General features: G+C 45.3%; 22 protein-coding genes and 1 pseudogene. 1 reads left to right on the top strand and 22 read right to left on the bottom strand.

Going from position 1 to position 13,601, the window contains the following annotated elements; genetic code table 11:
* Positions 1-54 precede the first annotated feature (54 nt).
* Positions 55-771: a PAS domain-containing protein gene (locus Q0101_RS01525; protein WP_297941617.1), complete on the top strand. Its 717-nt coding sequence runs from the start codon at positions 55-57 to the stop codon at positions 769-771.
* A gap of 173 nt (positions 772-944) precedes the next feature.
* Here Q0101_RS01525 and Q0101_RS01520 read toward each other — a convergent pair whose 3' ends face one another.
* The 22 genes and pseudogenes from Q0101_RS01520 to rplC form a co-directional block, all read right to left on the bottom strand.
* Positions 945-2,984 (bottom strand): sulfatase-like hydrolase/transferase, encoded by a 2,040-nt coding sequence (locus tag Q0101_RS01520; RefSeq protein WP_297941614.1) that lies wholly within the window; start codon positions 2,982-2,984, stop codon positions 945-947.
* A 500-nt stretch (positions 2,985-3,484) separates the two neighbouring features.
* Positions 3,485-4,243, bottom strand: coding sequence for a type I methionyl aminopeptidase (map, locus tag Q0101_RS01515; RefSeq protein ID WP_297941612.1), 759 nt, complete (start codon positions 4,241-4,243; stop codon positions 3,485-3,487).
* Between the two features lie 2 nt (positions 4,244-4,245).
* Entirely contained in the window at positions 4,246-5,511 is a 1,266-nt protein-coding gene (secY, locus tag Q0101_RS01510) for a preprotein translocase subunit SecY (protein WP_291938577.1), read from the bottom strand.
* Complete coding sequence (gene rplO, locus Q0101_RS01505) at positions 5,511-5,912, bottom strand: 50S ribosomal protein L15 (protein ID WP_297941610.1); 402 nt, start codon at positions 5,910-5,912, stop codon at positions 5,511-5,513. Before rplO ends, secY begins: the two co-directional genes overlap by 1 nt.
* A gap of 12 nt (positions 5,913-5,924) precedes the next feature.
* Positions 5,925-6,368 carry a 30S ribosomal protein S5 gene (gene rpsE / locus Q0101_RS01500; RefSeq protein WP_005868986.1) on the bottom strand — a complete coding sequence of 148 codons (444 nt, stop codon included), beginning with the start codon at positions 6,366-6,368 and terminating at the stop codon, positions 5,925-5,927.
* Between the two features lie 15 nt (positions 6,369-6,383).
* Positions 6,384-6,740 carry a 50S ribosomal protein L18 gene (gene rplR / locus Q0101_RS01495; protein WP_291938586.1) on the bottom strand — a complete coding sequence of 119 codons (357 nt, stop codon included), beginning with the start codon at positions 6,738-6,740 and terminating at the stop codon, positions 6,384-6,386.
* Between the two features lie 10 nt (positions 6,741-6,750).
* Positions 6,751-7,287 (bottom strand): 50S ribosomal protein L6, encoded by a 537-nt coding sequence (gene rplF, locus Q0101_RS01490; RefSeq protein ID WP_297941608.1) that lies wholly within the window; start codon positions 7,285-7,287, stop codon positions 6,751-6,753.
* Positions 7,288-7,364: 77 nt separating this feature from the next.
* Positions 7,365-7,760 carry a 30S ribosomal protein S8 gene (rpsH, locus tag Q0101_RS01485; protein ID WP_005868989.1) on the bottom strand — a complete coding sequence of 132 codons (396 nt, stop codon included), beginning with the start codon at positions 7,758-7,760 and terminating at the stop codon, positions 7,365-7,367.
* A 9-nt stretch (positions 7,761-7,769) separates the two neighbouring features.
* Complete coding sequence (locus tag Q0101_RS01480; RefSeq protein ID WP_005868990.1) at positions 7,770-7,955, bottom strand: type Z 30S ribosomal protein S14; 186 nt, start codon at positions 7,953-7,955, stop codon at positions 7,770-7,772.
* 1 nt (position 7,956) lies between these two features.
* A complete protein-coding gene (gene rplE / locus Q0101_RS01475) occupies positions 7,957-8,502 on the bottom strand; it encodes a 50S ribosomal protein L5 (protein WP_291938590.1) in 546 nt (181 codons plus the stop codon).
* Positions 8,503-8,504: 2 nt separating this feature from the next.
* On the bottom strand, positions 8,505-8,738 hold the full coding sequence (gene rplX / locus Q0101_RS01470) for a 50S ribosomal protein L24 (RefSeq protein WP_005868992.1): 234 nt from the start codon (positions 8,736-8,738) through the stop codon (positions 8,505-8,507).
* A complete protein-coding gene (rplN, locus tag Q0101_RS01465; protein WP_297941607.1) occupies positions 8,738-9,106 on the bottom strand; it encodes a 50S ribosomal protein L14 in 369 nt (122 codons plus the stop codon). The genes rplX and rplN overlap by 1 nt, the downstream gene beginning before the upstream one ends.
* Positions 9,106-9,357 carry a 30S ribosomal protein S17 gene (gene rpsQ, locus Q0101_RS01460; protein ID WP_005868994.1) on the bottom strand — a complete coding sequence of 84 codons (252 nt, stop codon included), beginning with the start codon at positions 9,355-9,357 and terminating at the stop codon, positions 9,106-9,108. The genes rplN and rpsQ overlap by 1 nt, the downstream gene beginning before the upstream one ends.
* Positions 9,358-9,366: 9 nt before the next feature.
* Complete coding sequence (gene rpmC, locus Q0101_RS01455; RefSeq protein ID WP_005868995.1) at positions 9,367-9,549, bottom strand: 50S ribosomal protein L29; 183 nt, start codon at positions 9,547-9,549, stop codon at positions 9,367-9,369.
* Positions 9,536-9,961, bottom strand: a complete 426-nt coding sequence (gene rplP, locus Q0101_RS01450) for a 50S ribosomal protein L16 (protein WP_005868996.1) — start codon at positions 9,959-9,961, stop codon at positions 9,536-9,538. The genes rpmC and rplP overlap by 14 nt, the downstream gene beginning before the upstream one ends.
* Positions 9,962-9,963: 2 nt before the next feature.
* The gene (gene rpsC, locus Q0101_RS01445) at positions 9,964-10,659 is read right to left on the bottom strand and encodes a 30S ribosomal protein S3 (RefSeq protein ID WP_005868997.1); all 696 of its coding nucleotides are present in this window, start codon (positions 10,657-10,659) and stop codon (positions 9,964-9,966) included.
* Between the two features lie 21 nt (positions 10,660-10,680).
* A pseudogene (rplV, locus tag Q0101_RS01440) lies at positions 10,681-10,992 on the bottom strand (50S ribosomal protein L22); the annotation flags it as partial.
* 9 nt (positions 10,993-11,001) lie between these two features.
* A complete protein-coding gene (gene rpsS, locus Q0101_RS01435) occupies positions 11,002-11,283 on the bottom strand; it encodes a 30S ribosomal protein S19 (protein ID WP_005869002.1) in 282 nt (93 codons plus the stop codon).
* A 2-nt stretch (positions 11,284-11,285) separates the two neighbouring features.
* Positions 11,286-12,116: a 50S ribosomal protein L2 gene (gene rplB / locus Q0101_RS01430; RefSeq protein WP_297880593.1), complete on the bottom strand. Its 831-nt coding sequence runs from the start codon at positions 12,114-12,116 to the stop codon at positions 11,286-11,288.
* A 1-nt stretch (position 12,117) separates the two neighbouring features.
* The gene (locus tag Q0101_RS01425; protein ID WP_291938598.1) at positions 12,118-12,399 is read right to left on the bottom strand and encodes a 50S ribosomal protein L23; all 282 of its coding nucleotides are present in this window, start codon (positions 12,397-12,399) and stop codon (positions 12,118-12,120) included.
* A 1-nt stretch (position 12,400) separates the two neighbouring features.
* Positions 12,401-13,015, bottom strand: coding sequence for a 50S ribosomal protein L4 (gene rplD, locus Q0101_RS01420; protein WP_297941606.1), 615 nt, complete (start codon positions 13,013-13,015; stop codon positions 12,401-12,403).
* Positions 13,012-13,590, bottom strand: coding sequence for a 50S ribosomal protein L3 (rplC, locus tag Q0101_RS01415; protein ID WP_297941604.1), 579 nt, complete (start codon positions 13,588-13,590; stop codon positions 13,012-13,014). The genes rplD and rplC overlap by 4 nt, the downstream gene beginning before the upstream one ends.
* Positions 13,591-13,601: the final 11 nt, after the last annotated feature.

Below are 13,601 nucleotides of genomic sequence, written 5' to 3'. Positions count from 1 at the left end.
TAAAATTTAATCTAAATTTATAGATTTTTTTATATGAAATTTAAGGAACTCAAATTGAATCAGCTTTTGCAGACCTTTATACCGACCGCGCACCTTATTAAAAATACGATCGGCGATTGCGAGGTGGTCATCCACGATATAAGCACGCCGCAAAACTCCGTCGTTTTTGTCCTCGGCGACGTAACGGGCAGAAGGATCGGCCAAAGCTTCGATCATCTGGTAAAGGACGTGTTGTTAAGCAAAAATTTTGAAAACGACTGCACCGCAAACTACTACTTCACCGCGCAAAACGGCAAGCTCATACGCTCCTCAACTTCGCTAATCCGCGGCGCAGACGGCAAAGTAGTAGGCGCGCTATGCGTAAATATCGATACTTCAAGCGCCATGGCGGCATACAGAGCAATAAAAAATCTTCTGCCGAATGCAAAGCTCGATAGCAAGCAGCCGCAAGGCGCAAATTTTATCGACGGAAGCTGCAATAGCGCGGCATTAGACGGGGCGAGCTTCAATGACGGCGTAAATTTAGAAACGCAAAGCTCTAACGATTCGCAGCAAAATATCCTTGATATCGTCCAGGACCTTATCGCATCGGCTACGCACGATCTGAATGTAGAGCGGATGAAGAAAGAGGATCGAAAGCGCATCGTAAAATTTCTCGCGCAAAAAGGGATTTTTGAGGTAAAGGGCGCAGTGGAGCTCGTCGCAAAGGCGCTTAGGACGCAGAAAGTCACGATTTACTCGTATATGAATGAGGTAAAAAAGAAGAGCTAGCCGCAGCGCATAAATTTGATCTCAAATTTAACAAGCGTTGCACGCCTTACTATCAGCGTAGCCATACGGAGTGGTGCAAATTTTAATCTAAATTTGATGAATCGATCAAAAATCAGAGCATACCAATCCCTCATTTATACAGCATGTAACGGCATAAAAGCAAAACTCATCTGTTACTCGAACTCGTATCCCTTCGCGCTTTTTAATTTCTCGTCATAATCGACTCCGTTAGCAATTCGCTTGCGCGAAGCATTGAAATCCGCTCGTATCGGGCTTTTGCGCTCGTCAAACTCAAGTGGCGCGACACCGATGATATCTGCTAGCAGATGTGCCAAATCATCGCTCATAAAGGGTTTATCTTTCGCCGCAGCTAGCCTCTGCCATAGCTTAGCGTGATCGCTCAAAAACTCGCGCGAAGCTATAAAAAGCAGCGGGATTTCGTAAGTAAAGCGACTTTCCATGCCGTGCCCAAGGCGTCCATTTTCGTATAAATTCTCGCCGTGATCGCTAAGATAGACGATGAGGCTGTCGTCGCCGGAGAAAATTTTAAAAATTTCATTTATGACAAAATCGTTGTAAAGCACGCTGTTATCATAATATGCGACGACATCTTTCTGCTTGGAAGTAAGTTTTGCCTTTACATCCGCAGCGCTAAACTTGCCAAATCCCTCGGGATAGCGCAGGCTGTAATCCATATGGCTGCCGATGAGATGGATCACGTAGAAATTTCGCTCGCTCTGCTCCGTTTTTGCCTGATTTATGAGTGGAAGCAGCACTCCGTCAGGCTTGATGCGGACGGTTTCATAAAGATTGCTCTTTGAGAGGAAGGATTCCGCGTCCGCGCGATCGGCAGCGCTTTTAGCACTTAACGCATGTGCACCGAAGGCTTCTTGATTGCTGATCCAAAAGGTGCGGTAGCCACTTAGCTTAAACATATCGATGATGCTAAGGTTGCGAAACCACGCCCTTTTGCGCTCGCTTTCGTAATCGCTGAAATTTAAAAGCCGCATCAGCACCTGATTAGTCGTGCCGTAAGGTGAGATTGTATCGCTAAATTTTATCAGATTGCCGCTTGCTTCGAGCTTCTCTAAAAGCGGCGTATTTTTAACGCCGTAGCCGTAGAGCGACATATGCCCGCGCTGCAAGCTCTCACCGATTATTAGGATGATATTTTTGACGCGAGACTTTTGTGGGGCGGGGCTTGTAGCAGCGTCAGTGGTTTTGGAATTTGAAATCGCGCCGTGGCTTTGTGGTACGGAATTTAAAATCTCGCCGGAGCTCTGCGCCATAGCGCCCGAGGCAGACGTAGAATTTAAGTTTGCGCCGGAATTTTGCGCCTGGGCGTTTGATGCAGGCGCGGAATTTTCAGACGCGGAGCCCGAGGCGGCGCCTTGCGGATCTGAATTTCCGCCGCCTTTTAAAACGCTTTCGTTCGCGCGCTTGGCCTCGTCATATCCGAGCTGCACTTCGCGCATATCGGTGATGAAATTTTTATCGCTCAGATAGTCTTTTATCGTAAAGGCAAACTCCAGCGGGACGTATTGCGATAGCTTGGTTATATAGCCCTGTTTGCCCTGGGAAGCTTTAGCGGCGATATCCGCGCAAAAGATCGCGCCATAGATAAGATAGAGCGCCGCTAGCAGCAATCTTAGGCGGTTATGCGTTTGCTCCCTCTTTCTCTGCCCTGCTCTTAGCGCCGCAAAGATGCAGCCAAGCAGCACCGCTAAATATAAAATCGTCGCAGGATTAAGAAACTGCGAAACAAACTCGCGCGTCTCGGCTGCGTCGGTATGCACAAGCGCATCGATCGCCACGACGTTGAAGCTTGAGTCGAAATTTACGATCAAAAATAAGGCCACGCTCGCAATTAGCGCAATTAGCGCTAGTAACACGAATGAAACGAGCTTAAAAAATCGGCCGCTAAGCAGATAGCAGAGGTGAAAGATGAGTAAATTTATGATGAATACCGCGGGAAAGCTCTCGGCGATGTAGGCAAAGATGGGGCCGTTAATCTGATAATGTATCTTAGCCCAGCATGCGAGCAGACATAGCGCCGTGCTAAGCCAAAATACCCTCCATACAGGACGTTCGCGCAGCGCGACAAAAAAGCCGCGGTCAATTTTCATAAGCAAGCACGCTATAAGCCTACCCACTTTCGTCCGTGCCATAAGTCCGCTTATATTTGCTAGCGCTACATAAAATTTTTCTCTCATTTTATATTTCCTGCCTTGTACGAAGAGACGCGACGGCGCACACTCTGCGTAGCGCGACATGTGTTTTCGCTTTAAAATCAAGGCGCAATCTTAGCCGCTTAAAGCTTTGAGCTTGCTTACTTGCGCGCCTTTATGCTTCGAATTTTACAGCTAAATTTTAAAGATACGGGGGAGGTAGAATTGGGTGACGGAATTTTAAGGCTAAATTTTAATTGAAAGCGAATCTAAGAGCGAAGCTACAAGACGAGGCTTTAAAAACAGAAAGCACAAACTAAAACCTAGCCCTTAAAATTTTACGGCTAGACCGCAAACCGTCGCGATAGATTTTAAAATTTCTAGTGCGATAGGCTTCCTTCGGATAAAATTTATGCATGAAGCGGCTGAAGTAAAATTCTAAGACACGAGCAGTGTAAAATTATTGAAAGCTAATCGCGAACAAAATTTTGCACTGATAAAAGTGTAAAATTTTAACTAGGCCGCGTTAGTTTTTACGCGAAATTCTACGCGATGCTTAGGACTTCGACTTTACCGTCGAAAACCGCCATGCAGTGCTCGTAGTGGCTGGTGCGAAGTCCATCCTTACTTCTCGTGCTCCATTTATCCTCGGCGATGACGGGAGTACCATCCTTTTGGCAGATCATCGGCTCGATGCAAAAAACCATGCCGTTTTTGATTTTGGGGCCCGATTTTGGATTGTTGCCCTCCAGATAGTTTGGGATCTCAGGCTCTTCGTGCGGGTGTTTGCCGATGCCGTGACCGCAGAAGCCGTATAGCGGCACGAAGCCGCGCGCGCGGATAAATTTCTCGATCTCGAAGCTTAGCTCTTTAAAGTGCATCCCTACCCTGATCGTTTTGATGGCGAACTCCAGCGTGTCCTTGCTACATGCGATGAGCTCCTCGTCGGCTTTTGAAATTTTACCGATGGGCAGAGTGCGTGCGCTGTCGCCAAAATATCCGTTTAGCTTCGAGCCCAGATCAACGCCTAAGATATCGCCCTCTTGTAAGATTGTCTCGTCTGGGATACCGTGGATGATGACCTCGTTTAGCGAGAGGCAGGCGGCGTTTGGAAAGCCGTATAGCCCTTTAAAAGCGGGATACGCGCCCTTAGAGGTGATAAAATCGTCGATCTTCTTATCGACTTCGAGCAGGCTAAGACCCGGCTTTATAAATGAAGCTGCATAATCAAGGGCCTGCGCGACGATCCTGTTCGCCGCACGAAGCCCCTCTAAATCTTTTTTTGTTTTAAGCAAAATCGCCATTTTTATAGCCCGACCGCGCTTAGGGTCTGATATTTGTTCATATAGATCTGCGCTTCGATGCGTCTCATCGTATCAAGAGCGACGGAGACGACGATCAGCACGCTGGTACCGCCGAAATAAAACGGCACGCCCATAAATTTAACGAGCAGCCACGGGATGACGGTTACTAGCCCGAGATAGATCGAGCCCCAGAATGTAAGGCGGCTAGCAACTTCGTTTAAGAAACTCGCCGTTCCCTCGCCCGGACGAATGCCCGGGATAAATCCGCCCTGCTTCTTTAAATTTTCACTAATGTCCTTGGAATTAAAAGCAATTGACGCATAAAAATAAGCGAAAAATATAACCAACACAAAGGTCAAAAAGTTAAAGAAGTAATTGCTAGGGCTTAGGAAATCGTGGATCTTTTGGATGATCGGATTGGTGCTTGCCTGTAAAATTGTAGTCGGAAACATCAAAATCGCGCTTGCAAAAATAGGCGGAATGACGCCGCTTAAATTTAGCTTGATCGGCACGTAATTCATAATGCGCTTGTTTTGATTCGCCATCAATACCTTGCGCGAAAACGATACCGGAATTCTACGTTCGCCTAGCTCCACATATAAAATTGCCCCGATAGTAGCCAGGATAATTAGCATGATCGCGATTAGCTTTAAAACGTTCATTTCGCCGGTATTTACTAAATTTACAGTACTTCCGATCGCTCTAGGGATGGCACTTACGATACCTGCAAAGATAATAAGGCTGGTGCCGTTACCGACGCCGCGCTGCGTGATCTGCTCTCCGATCCACATCAAAAGCATGGTGCCTGCCAGCATCGAAATGCACGAGATAAAAACAAACTCGTTGGTATTCTCTGCCATTATCGCAGGCGCTCCGGTCTGTCCGTGGATGCCCTGCAAGCCGATGCTAACACCGATGGATTGAACCATAGCGATTGCGATTGTAGCATATCGGATGATCTGCATATATTTCTGCATACCGTCGCGCTCTTTTTTGAGTTTGCCTAAATTTGGAAAGGTTGCGGCAAGCAGCTCCATAATGATCGAAGCGGTAATATAAGGCATAATGCCTAGCGAGATAACGCTGAATCGCTCCGCCGCGTTACCGCTAAACATATTAAACATTCCAAAAGCGTTGTTGCTATTGTTTTGAAAAAATTGCTTTATAACCTCAACGTCCACTCCCGGAACCGGCACGTAAGCTAGCAACCTATAGGCAAAAAGAAAGCCCAAAGTAATGAGAATTTTGTTGCGTAGCGATTTATTCATTATTTTTGTCCGCTAAATTTTACGTTCTCGTCTTTGATCTTGCTAGCGAGTACTTTTGCGCCTACGCCGATCAGCTTGATCTTTTTAACGGAATTTGAAATTTTATGAACGGATTTGATGCTTTCGATCGTGATCTCGCCAAGATCTTTGATAGCTTCGATTTTATCGACATTGATCACGTAAGGCTTTTCAAATTTAGAAGTAAAACCTACCTTTGGAAGCCTTCGTTGAATCGGCTGCTGACCGCCCTCGAAGCCTCTTTTTTCGTGAGAGCCGGTACGTGCGGTCTGACCCTTGCCGCCGCGACCCGCAGTTTTACCTAGACCGCTTCCTTGACCACGACCTAAGCGCTTAGTAGCGTGAGTCGAGCCTGGGGCTTTTTTAAGATTTTCTAATCCCATCTTTTATCCTTGTTAGTGTTTTAACATACTAAGAGCTTTCATCGTAGCTCTTACGACATTTGAGGAGTTGTTTGAACCTAGCGATTTGGTGAGGATATCTTTAACACCCGCAAGCTCTAAAACCGGGCGCACGGAGCCGCCTGCGATAACACCGGTACCTTCGCTCGCCGGCTTAAGTAAAATTTTGCTCGCATTGTATTTAACTTCGATATCGTGAGTGATAGTAGAGCCGTTTAAATTTACCTTGATAATATTTTTAAACGCATCGTCTACCGCTTTTTTAATCGCATCTGGAACCTCTTTGGACTTACCAAAGCCAAAGCCCACTAGGCCGTTTCTATTGCCTACTACGATAAGAGCCGTAAACCTAAACCTTCTACCGCCTTTAACGACCTTTGTAACCCTACCGATATTGACGATTACCTCTTCGAATTCTTCTCTATTATACTTTTCCACAATCATTCCTTTGGGTTATAGTTTGATGCCGTTTTGGCGTAGAGACTCGGCAAAGCTTGCGATTACGCCATGATACAAATAGCCATTGCGATCGAAAAGCGCTTCAGAAATGCCTTTATCCTTTAGCTTGGAAGCTAAATCTTTAGCTAGACTAGCCGCACCCTCTTTGTTTGCCTTTAAATTTAAAACCTTACCGCTGCTGGCGCACAAAGTCGCGCTCGCTGCGTCGTCGATAGCCTGAGCGTAGACCGTCCTATTGGATTTGAAAATAGAAATTCTAGGGCAAGATGCGACGCCTGAAATTTTAGCGCGAATTCTTCTTTTTCTCTTGATTCGTAAAGAGATCTTTCTTTTTAATACGTTCTGTGTCATTTCTCAACCCTTATTTCTTAGCTGTTTTTCCGGCTTTGCGGATGATATGCTCTTCAAGATACTTGATGCCTTTACCCTTATACGGCTCAGGCGGTCTGAATCCTCTGATCTCGGCTGCTACTTGACCTACTTGCTGCTTATCGTCGCCTTTGATGGTTACGACGTTTTTATCTACCGAGATTTCGATTCCCTTTGGAGATTCAAAATTTATCGGATGCGAAAAACCTAAATTTAGCTCAAGCACCTTACCCTTCATCGCGGCTCTGTAGCCGACGCCGTTGATTTCAAGCTGCTTTGAAAAGCCCTCTGTAAGACCAAGGACGATATTGTTAGCCAAAGCGCGGTATGTTCCCCAATACGCCCTGCTCTGTCTATCCTCGCCCTTAGGTGAGAATTCTATCTTTCCGTCTTCGATTTTTACATCGACGTGACCTTTTAAATCAAGCTCTTTTTCGTTATTTGATTTTTTAAATTTTAACGACGAGCCGTCGATTTTGACCTCTAAGCCGCTTGGAATAGAGATCGGTTTTTTACCAATTCTTGACATAATTTTCCTTTTTATTTGTCTAGGGTATGTCTACTTTTACGAATGGATACCACAATGCCATAAAAAGTAGAAACTTCTTACCAGATCGTGCAAAGCACTTCGCCGCCGACGCCCGCTTTGTGCGCGTCGATACCGCTCATAACGCCTTTGCTTGTGCTAACGACGACGGTTCCGTAACCGTTCTTGAAGCGCTTGATCTCGTCTTTGCCTTGATATACGCGGCGACCCGGAGTCGAAATTCTTTTAACTTCGTTTATCACGCTCCTGCCCTTTTCGTCGTATTTAAGCACTACGTTGATGATCTTTTTATTGTTTTCCTCTACTACGTTGTAGCTCTCGATATAGCCCTTCTCGGCTAAAATTTTAAGCATAGCCTCAACGACGTTTGAGTGAAAAAGCTTAGTCGTATCTAGTCTTCGCATCGCAGCATTTCTGATGCGAGTTAGTCCATCTGAAATAAGATCGTTAATCATCTCTTCTCCTTACCAGCTTGCTTTTTTTAGACCCGGGATTAAGCCCTCATTTGCCATCTTGCGAAGGCAAACGCGACAAATTCCAAAATCCTTATAAACAGAGTGCGGACGACCGCAAATTTGACATCTGGTATATGCGCGAGTGCTAAATTTAGCGGGGCGTTTCGCCTTGGCTACCATTGATTTTTTTGCCATATCATTTTCCTTTTGCAAAAGGCATGCCGAATAACTCTAGCAATTTAAATGCCTCTTTATCGTTATTTGTAGTCGTTACAACGGTTATATTCATACCGTGAGTTCTTAAAATTTGATCGTATTCGACCTCAGGGAACATCAGCTGCTCTTGCAAACCGAAGTTATAATTGCCGCGTCCGTCAAAGCCCGTTCTAGGTAGTCCTCGGAAATCCTTAACTCTAGGAAGCGCGATAGAGATCAGTTTGTCTAGGAAGGCAAACATCTGCTCTTTTCGTAACGTAACCATTATGCCTACTGGGAAACCTTCGCGCACTTTAAAGCCGGCAACCGATTTTTTTGCATTGACGATAAGCGCTTTTTGACCTGCGATCAGCGAGATAGTATCTGCCATATTTTGAAGCACTTTTTGATCTTTGCTCGATTCGCCCGTTCCTACGCTGATAACGATCTTTTCAAGCGCCGGGATAAGCATAGGATTTTTTATATCAAATTCTTTCTGCAAAGCAGCTCTGATAGAATTAGCGTATTTATCTTTTAGTCTGCTCATAATCAACCCTCTACCAACGCAACGTTTGAAATATCCATAGGCATCTCTTTGCTTGTAAAGCCGCCTTGCGGATTTTGCTCGGTTGGTTTGATAGCCTTTTTAGCCATTTTACAACCCTCGACGATAACTTGAGCTTTTTTAGGAAACACAGCTTTGACTGTGCCTGTTTTGCCCTTATCGTCACCTGCGATGATCTTTACTTGATCGCCCTTTTTAATCTTAAATTTTACTGCCATTATAAAACCTCCGGAGCCAGCGAAACGATCTTCATAAAACCGCTGTATCTGACCTCTCTACCGATAGGACCGAAAATACGAGTGCCGATCGGCTCTTTTTTTGAATCCAAAATAACGGCTGCGTTCTCGTCGAATCTAATTAGCGAGCCGTTGCCTCTGTGCAACTCTTTAGTAGTGCGAACGACTACGGCTTTTACTACTTGACCGCGCTTAATCTTGCCGTTAGGGAGCGCTTTTTTTACAGAGCAAACGATAATATCGCCGATTGTAGCGTATCTTCTTTTGCTGCCGCCCAAAACTTTAATACACATAAGTTCTTTTGCGCCGCTATTATCAGCTACCGCAAGTCTGGTAAAACTCTGTATCATTATTCAACTCCTGTTTTCAAAACCGCTTTTAAGCGAAACGATTTTCTAGCGCTTAGCGGTCTGCACTCGATCGCAGATATGGTATCGCCGATCTTTACGACGTTGTTCTCATCGTGGATCAGATACTTTTTAAATCTTTTTACGATCTTTCTATATCTAGGGTGCATAACCCTTCGCTCTACCAAAACGGTAGCTGTTTTATCGCCCGCCTTCTTTACGACTACGCCTTGAATTTCTCTTTTAAATGCCATAACCTATCCTTATTTAGCTTTAATAGCGGTGTTGATTCTAGCGATATCTTTTTTGATAGCGCGAATCTCGTTAGGATTGCTTAGCTGCATAGTTTTTAGCTTTTGTCTAGCCGTAAATAAAAGCAACTTACTTTGTTTCAACATAGAATTTAGCTCAGCTAAATCTTTATCTTTCAAATCAGTATATTTCATTTTCGCTTTCCCTACTTACGATTTTCGTTTTAAAAGGTAGTTTATGAATTGAAAGCATAAGCGCCTCTTTAGCAACCTCTTCGCTAACGCCGGTCATCTCGAAAATGATCCTACCCGGTTTTATATTCATTACCCACTCTTCTACGCCGCTCTTACCTTTACCCATACGAGTTTGTAGAGGCTTTTTGGTAAGCGGTTTGTCTGGGAATACCTTAATCCAAATTTTAGCTTGACGATTAACGAAGCGCGTCATAGCGACACGAGCCGCTTCGATCTGGCGAGAATTTACCCTACCCGCCTCTACCGCTTTGATACCGAAATCGCCGAACGTCAAGGAATTTCCTCTCGTCGCATAGCCGCGATTGCGACCTTTCATCATCTTGCGGTATTTTGTTCTTTTTGGCATCAACATAACTATTTACCTCTTCTTGGTCTGCGTGTTTTTTTAGGCGCATCATCGGTCTTTTCAGCCTGGATGCCTTTTTGTAAAATTTCACCCTTAAAGATCCAAACCTTAATGCCGATATTACCGTAGGTTGTATGTGCTTCGGCAAAGCCGTAATCGATCCTAGCCCTTAGAGTATGAAGCGGAACGCGCCCCTCCAAATACCATTCGGTTCTAGCCATCTCCGCACCGCCTAAGCGACCTGCGACGCAAATTTTAATTCCTTTTGCACCTGCTTTTTGAGCGCCTTGGATGACCTTCTTCATAGCGCGGCGGAATGCAACGCGGCGCTCCAACTGCATGGCTACGTTTTCCGCAGCCAAAAGTGCGTTCGAGCCTACTTTGCGCTCCTCTTTGATATTGATGGCTATGTCTTTATTGACTAGCTTAACGACTTCGCTTCTTAAATTTTCAACCTCGCCGCCTTTTTTGCCGATGATGATGCCCGGTCTTGCGGCTACGATCGTTACGCGAATTTTCTTAGCCGTTCTTTCGATAAGAATTTGGCTAATTCCCGCATAGTAAAGCTTAGCTTTTAAAAATTTGCGGATCTTATAATCCTCGCCGATACTCTCGGAGAGCGTCGCTTTAGAAGGAAACCATCTAGACTCCCAATTTCGATTAATTCCTAATCTTAAACCGATCGGATTTACTTTCTGTCCCATTTACGCTTCCTTCTTACTTGGTTTTGCTACTTCGACGATAATGTGCGAAGTAGGCTTGCGGATACGGCTAGCCGTACCTCTGGCGCGCGGACGAAATCTCTTAAGCACCGGGCCAGCATCCACTCGGCAGCTCGTAACTACGACCTCTTCAGGCTCAAAGCCGCCGTTTGCGACCGCGCTTGAAATCGCCGTAGCGATATATTTCGCGCCGCGATTAGGCGTAAATTCCAAAGTAGCAAGGGCAAATTCCGCATTCATGCCTTGAATTTGTTTTGCAATAAGTCTTGCTTTTGTCGGCGAAAGGCGAACAAATTTAATAGTTGATTTACTCATATTCTATCCTTACTTGCCGATCTTTTTCTGCACGGAGCCTTTGTGGCCCTTGAAAGTGCGTGTAGGAGCGAACTCGCCTAATTTATAACCGATATGATGCTCGGTGACGTAAACCGGGATAAAATTCTTTCCGTTATGAACGTTAAACGTAAGTCCGATCATCTCAGGCACGATCGTGCTTCGTCTCGACCAAGTCTTGATCGGTTTGTTATCGCCGGCTTTCTTTGCCGCAACGACTTTTTTCATTACGTGATCATCTACGAAAGGACCTTTTTTTAGCGATCTAGCCATTTTTATTTTCCTTTCCTTCTTGAAATTATAAGCTTATCGCTCGCTTTTTTATGGCGAGTTTTATAGCCCTTCGTCGGTTTGCCCCACGGAGTTACCGGATGGCGGCCGGAATTTTTCTTACCCTCGCCACCGCCGTGTGGGTGATCGACCGGGTTCATTGCAGAACCTCTGGTTTGAGGACGGATACCTCTGTGACGATTGCGTCCGGCTTTACCGATGACGACGTTTGCCCACTCTTCGTTACCCACTACGCCGATACTGGCCATACACTCTGCGAGCACTCTTCTCATCTCACCGCTAGGCAGACGTAAAATGACGTATTTTTCCTCTTTACCCATAAGCTGAGCATAGCCTCCTGCGCTACGTGCCATTTGAGCACCTTTGCCAGGTTTTAACTCAATATTGTGCAGGATAGTTCCCACAGGGATATTTTTCATCTTCATCGCGTTGCCAGGTTTAATATCTAATCCGCCCTCGGCAGCGGCTACTACGTCGCCCACATTAAGATCGTTAGGCTTGATGATGTAGCGCTTCTCGCCGTCTGCGTATGAGATCAATGCGATACGGCAGTTGCGATTCGGATCGTATTCAATCGCCTCGACCTTGCCAGCAACGCCGAATTTATTTCGCTTAAAATCGATAATTCTATAAAGTTTAGCAGCTCCTGCTTGTTTATGGCGGCTGGTAATGCGACCATTATTGTTTCTTCCGGCTGCGGCAGGAATTTTAACGAGCAAGCCTCTAACGCTAGCTTTTGCAGTGATATCCTCGCTGCTAAGCCCGGTCATAAATCTTCTACTTGGAGTATAGGGTTTATAAGTTTTAATCGCCATTTTACGCCTCCACGCTTTCTAAGCTTGCACCCTCAGGTAGTTTGACGTAGAATTTCTTCACATCATTTCTAACGCCAGTTCTGCCTTTAAATCTTTTTAATTTGCCGTCCTGTCTTAAAGAATTTATCTTTAGCGGAGTGATCCCGAAATAGTTCTTCAAAACGCTTTTTAGTCCGTTTTTCGTAACCGACGGGCTAGTTTGGATAACGACCACGCCGTTTTCTTGAAGACCGAGAGACTTTTCCGTATAAAGGATCGTTTTGATATCTGTTATATCTGCCATTTTAGTCCTCTTTCACTATTGATTCAAATGCCGCTTTTTCGAATACGACCGAGCCGTAAACTGCGATTAGGTAAGCATTGACCTCGCTTGCATCGATGACATAGCAATTTTTTAGATTTCTATAGGCCAAAAGAGTTTGCGCGTCCAGCTCGTTTTTAACGATTAGCGCATCTCTAACGCCCAGTTTCTTAATAAAATTTGCCGCATCTTTGGTTTTACCGCTTTTTAGCTCCAAATCGTCGAAGATAAAAATTTTACCCTCGTTTGCTTTCTCATTGATAGCGAATTCCAGCGCAAGGCGTTTTTGCTTTTTATTGACCTTCTGCTCGTAATTTCGCTCGTTAGTCGGACCGAATGCGACCGCGCCACCTATCCAGACATTGGTTCTCGTTGAGCCCGCTCTAGCGCCGCCGCGACCCTTTTGTCGCCATGGTTTTTTGCCGCCGCCGCTAACTTCCGCGCGAGTTTTAGCGTTAGCCGTATTTGCACGAAGCGAAGCAAGGTAAGATTTGACGTACAAATATAGATTGTGCGAATTGACTTCCGAAAATTTCGCAGGGATTTCAATTTCGCTTGCTTTTTCCAGTTTTTCGTTAAGCACGCTTACTTTACTCATTTTACTATCCTTATTCTGCCCATTGCGCCGTTAAATCCAGGAACCGAGCCTTTAAGCACCAAAATTTTATTCTCGGCATCAAAGCTTACGACTTCGTTTTTGGCAGTGATCGTTTCGTTTCCAGTGTGTCCCGCCATCCTCATACCAGGCTGAACGCGACCGGGCCACTCGCAGTTGCCGATCGAGCCCGGTCTTCGGTGAAAGCGGCTGCCGTGCGCTGCAGGACCGCCCGCAAAGCCATGGCGCTTAATGACACCCTGATAACCTTTACCCTTGGATTTAAAGCTTACTTTGACGATCTTGGCTTCGCTCAAAACATCTAAATTTTGATCGCCAAGCTCGGCATTTTCTAAGCTTAGAGTCGCAAATTTATTAAATTCCTTGCTTAGGCTATATTTCTTTTGAATGCCGACTATAGCTTTGTTATATGCCTTGCCGTCTGCGTAGGCTACGATAGCTTTTTTCTCATCGCAAACTTCGCAAATTTTGGTATTGATAAGTCGTAAAAGCGTCACGGGCGTGCTGCTCGTGTCGATCGTCCTACTCATACCTATTTTTTCTACAATATATTCCATTGTTTTACCCC

The organism is uncultured Campylobacter sp. (assembly GCF_937921625.1).
In the GTDB taxonomy this organism is placed as follows: Bacteria; Campylobacterota; Campylobacteria; order Campylobacterales; family Campylobacteraceae; genus Campylobacter_B.
The sequence above is the reverse complement of the archived record's forward strand: the minus strand, read 5'-3'. Positions and strand labels throughout refer to the sequence as shown.

Bases quoted from the DNA above. Each gene is read 5' to 3' on its own strand.
- Q0101_RS01520 (WP_297941614.1), bottom strand. From the start codon at position 2,984: ATGAGAGAAAAATTTTATGTAGCGCTAGCAAATATAAGCGGACTTATG.
- map (WP_297941612.1), bottom strand. From the start codon at position 4,243: ATGGCGATTTTGCTTAAAACAAAAAAAGATTTAGAGGGGCTTCGTGCG.
- secY (WP_291938577.1), bottom strand. From the start codon at position 5,511: ATGAATAAATCGCTACGCAACAAAATTCTCATTACTTTGGGCTTTCTT.
- rplO (WP_297941610.1), bottom strand. From the start codon at position 5,912: ATGGGATTAGAAAATCTTAAAAAAGCCCCAGGCTCGACTCACGCTACT.
- rplR (WP_291938586.1), bottom strand. From the start codon at position 6,740: ATGACACAGAACGTATTAAAAAGAAAGATCTCTTTACGAATCAAGAGA.
- rplF (WP_297941608.1), bottom strand. From the start codon at position 7,287: ATGTCAAGAATTGGTAAAAAACCGATCTCTATTCCAAGCGGCTTAGAG.
- rpsH (WP_005868989.1), bottom strand. From the start codon at position 7,760: ATGATTAACGATCTTATTTCAGATGGACTAACTCGCATCAGAAATGCT.
- Q0101_RS01480 (WP_005868990.1), bottom strand. From the start codon at position 7,955: ATGGCAAAAAAATCAATGGTAGCCAAGGCGAAACGCCCCGCTAAATTT.
- rplE (WP_291938590.1), bottom strand. From the start codon at position 8,502: ATGAGCAGACTAAAAGATAAATACGCTAATTCTATCAGAGCTGCTTTG.
- rplX (WP_005868992.1), bottom strand. From the start codon at position 8,738: ATGGCAGTAAAATTTAAGATTAAAAAGGGCGATCAAGTAAAGATCATC.
- rplN (WP_297941607.1), bottom strand. From the start codon at position 9,106: ATGATACAGAGTTTTACCAGACTTGCGGTAGCTGATAATAGCGGCGCA.
- rpsQ (WP_005868994.1), bottom strand. From the start codon at position 9,357: ATGGCATTTAAAAGAGAAATTCAAGGCGTAGTCGTAAAGAAGGCGGGC.
- rpmC (WP_005868995.1), bottom strand. From the start codon at position 9,549: ATGAAATATACTGATTTGAAAGATAAAGATTTAGCTGAGCTAAATTCT.
- rplP (WP_005868996.1), bottom strand. From the start codon at position 9,961: ATGTTGATGCCAAAAAGAACAAAATACCGCAAGATGATGAAAGGTCGC.
- rpsC (WP_005868997.1), bottom strand. From the start codon at position 10,659: ATGGGACAGAAAGTAAATCCGATCGGTTTAAGATTAGGAATTAATCGA.
- rpsS (WP_005869002.1), bottom strand. From the start codon at position 11,283: ATGGCTAGATCGCTAAAAAAAGGTCCTTTCGTAGATGATCACGTAATG.
- rplB (WP_297880593.1), bottom strand. From the start codon at position 12,116: ATGGCGATTAAAACTTATAAACCCTATACTCCAAGTAGAAGATTTATG.
- Q0101_RS01425 (WP_291938598.1), bottom strand. From the start codon at position 12,399: ATGGCAGATATAACAGATATCAAAACGATCCTTTATACGGAAAAGTCT.
- rplD (WP_297941606.1), bottom strand. From the start codon at position 13,015: ATGAGTAAAGTAAGCGTGCTTAACGAAAAACTGGAAAAAGCAAGCGAA.
- rplC (WP_297941604.1), bottom strand. From the start codon at position 13,590: ATGGAATATATTGTAGAAAAAATAGGTATGAGTAGGACGATCGACACG.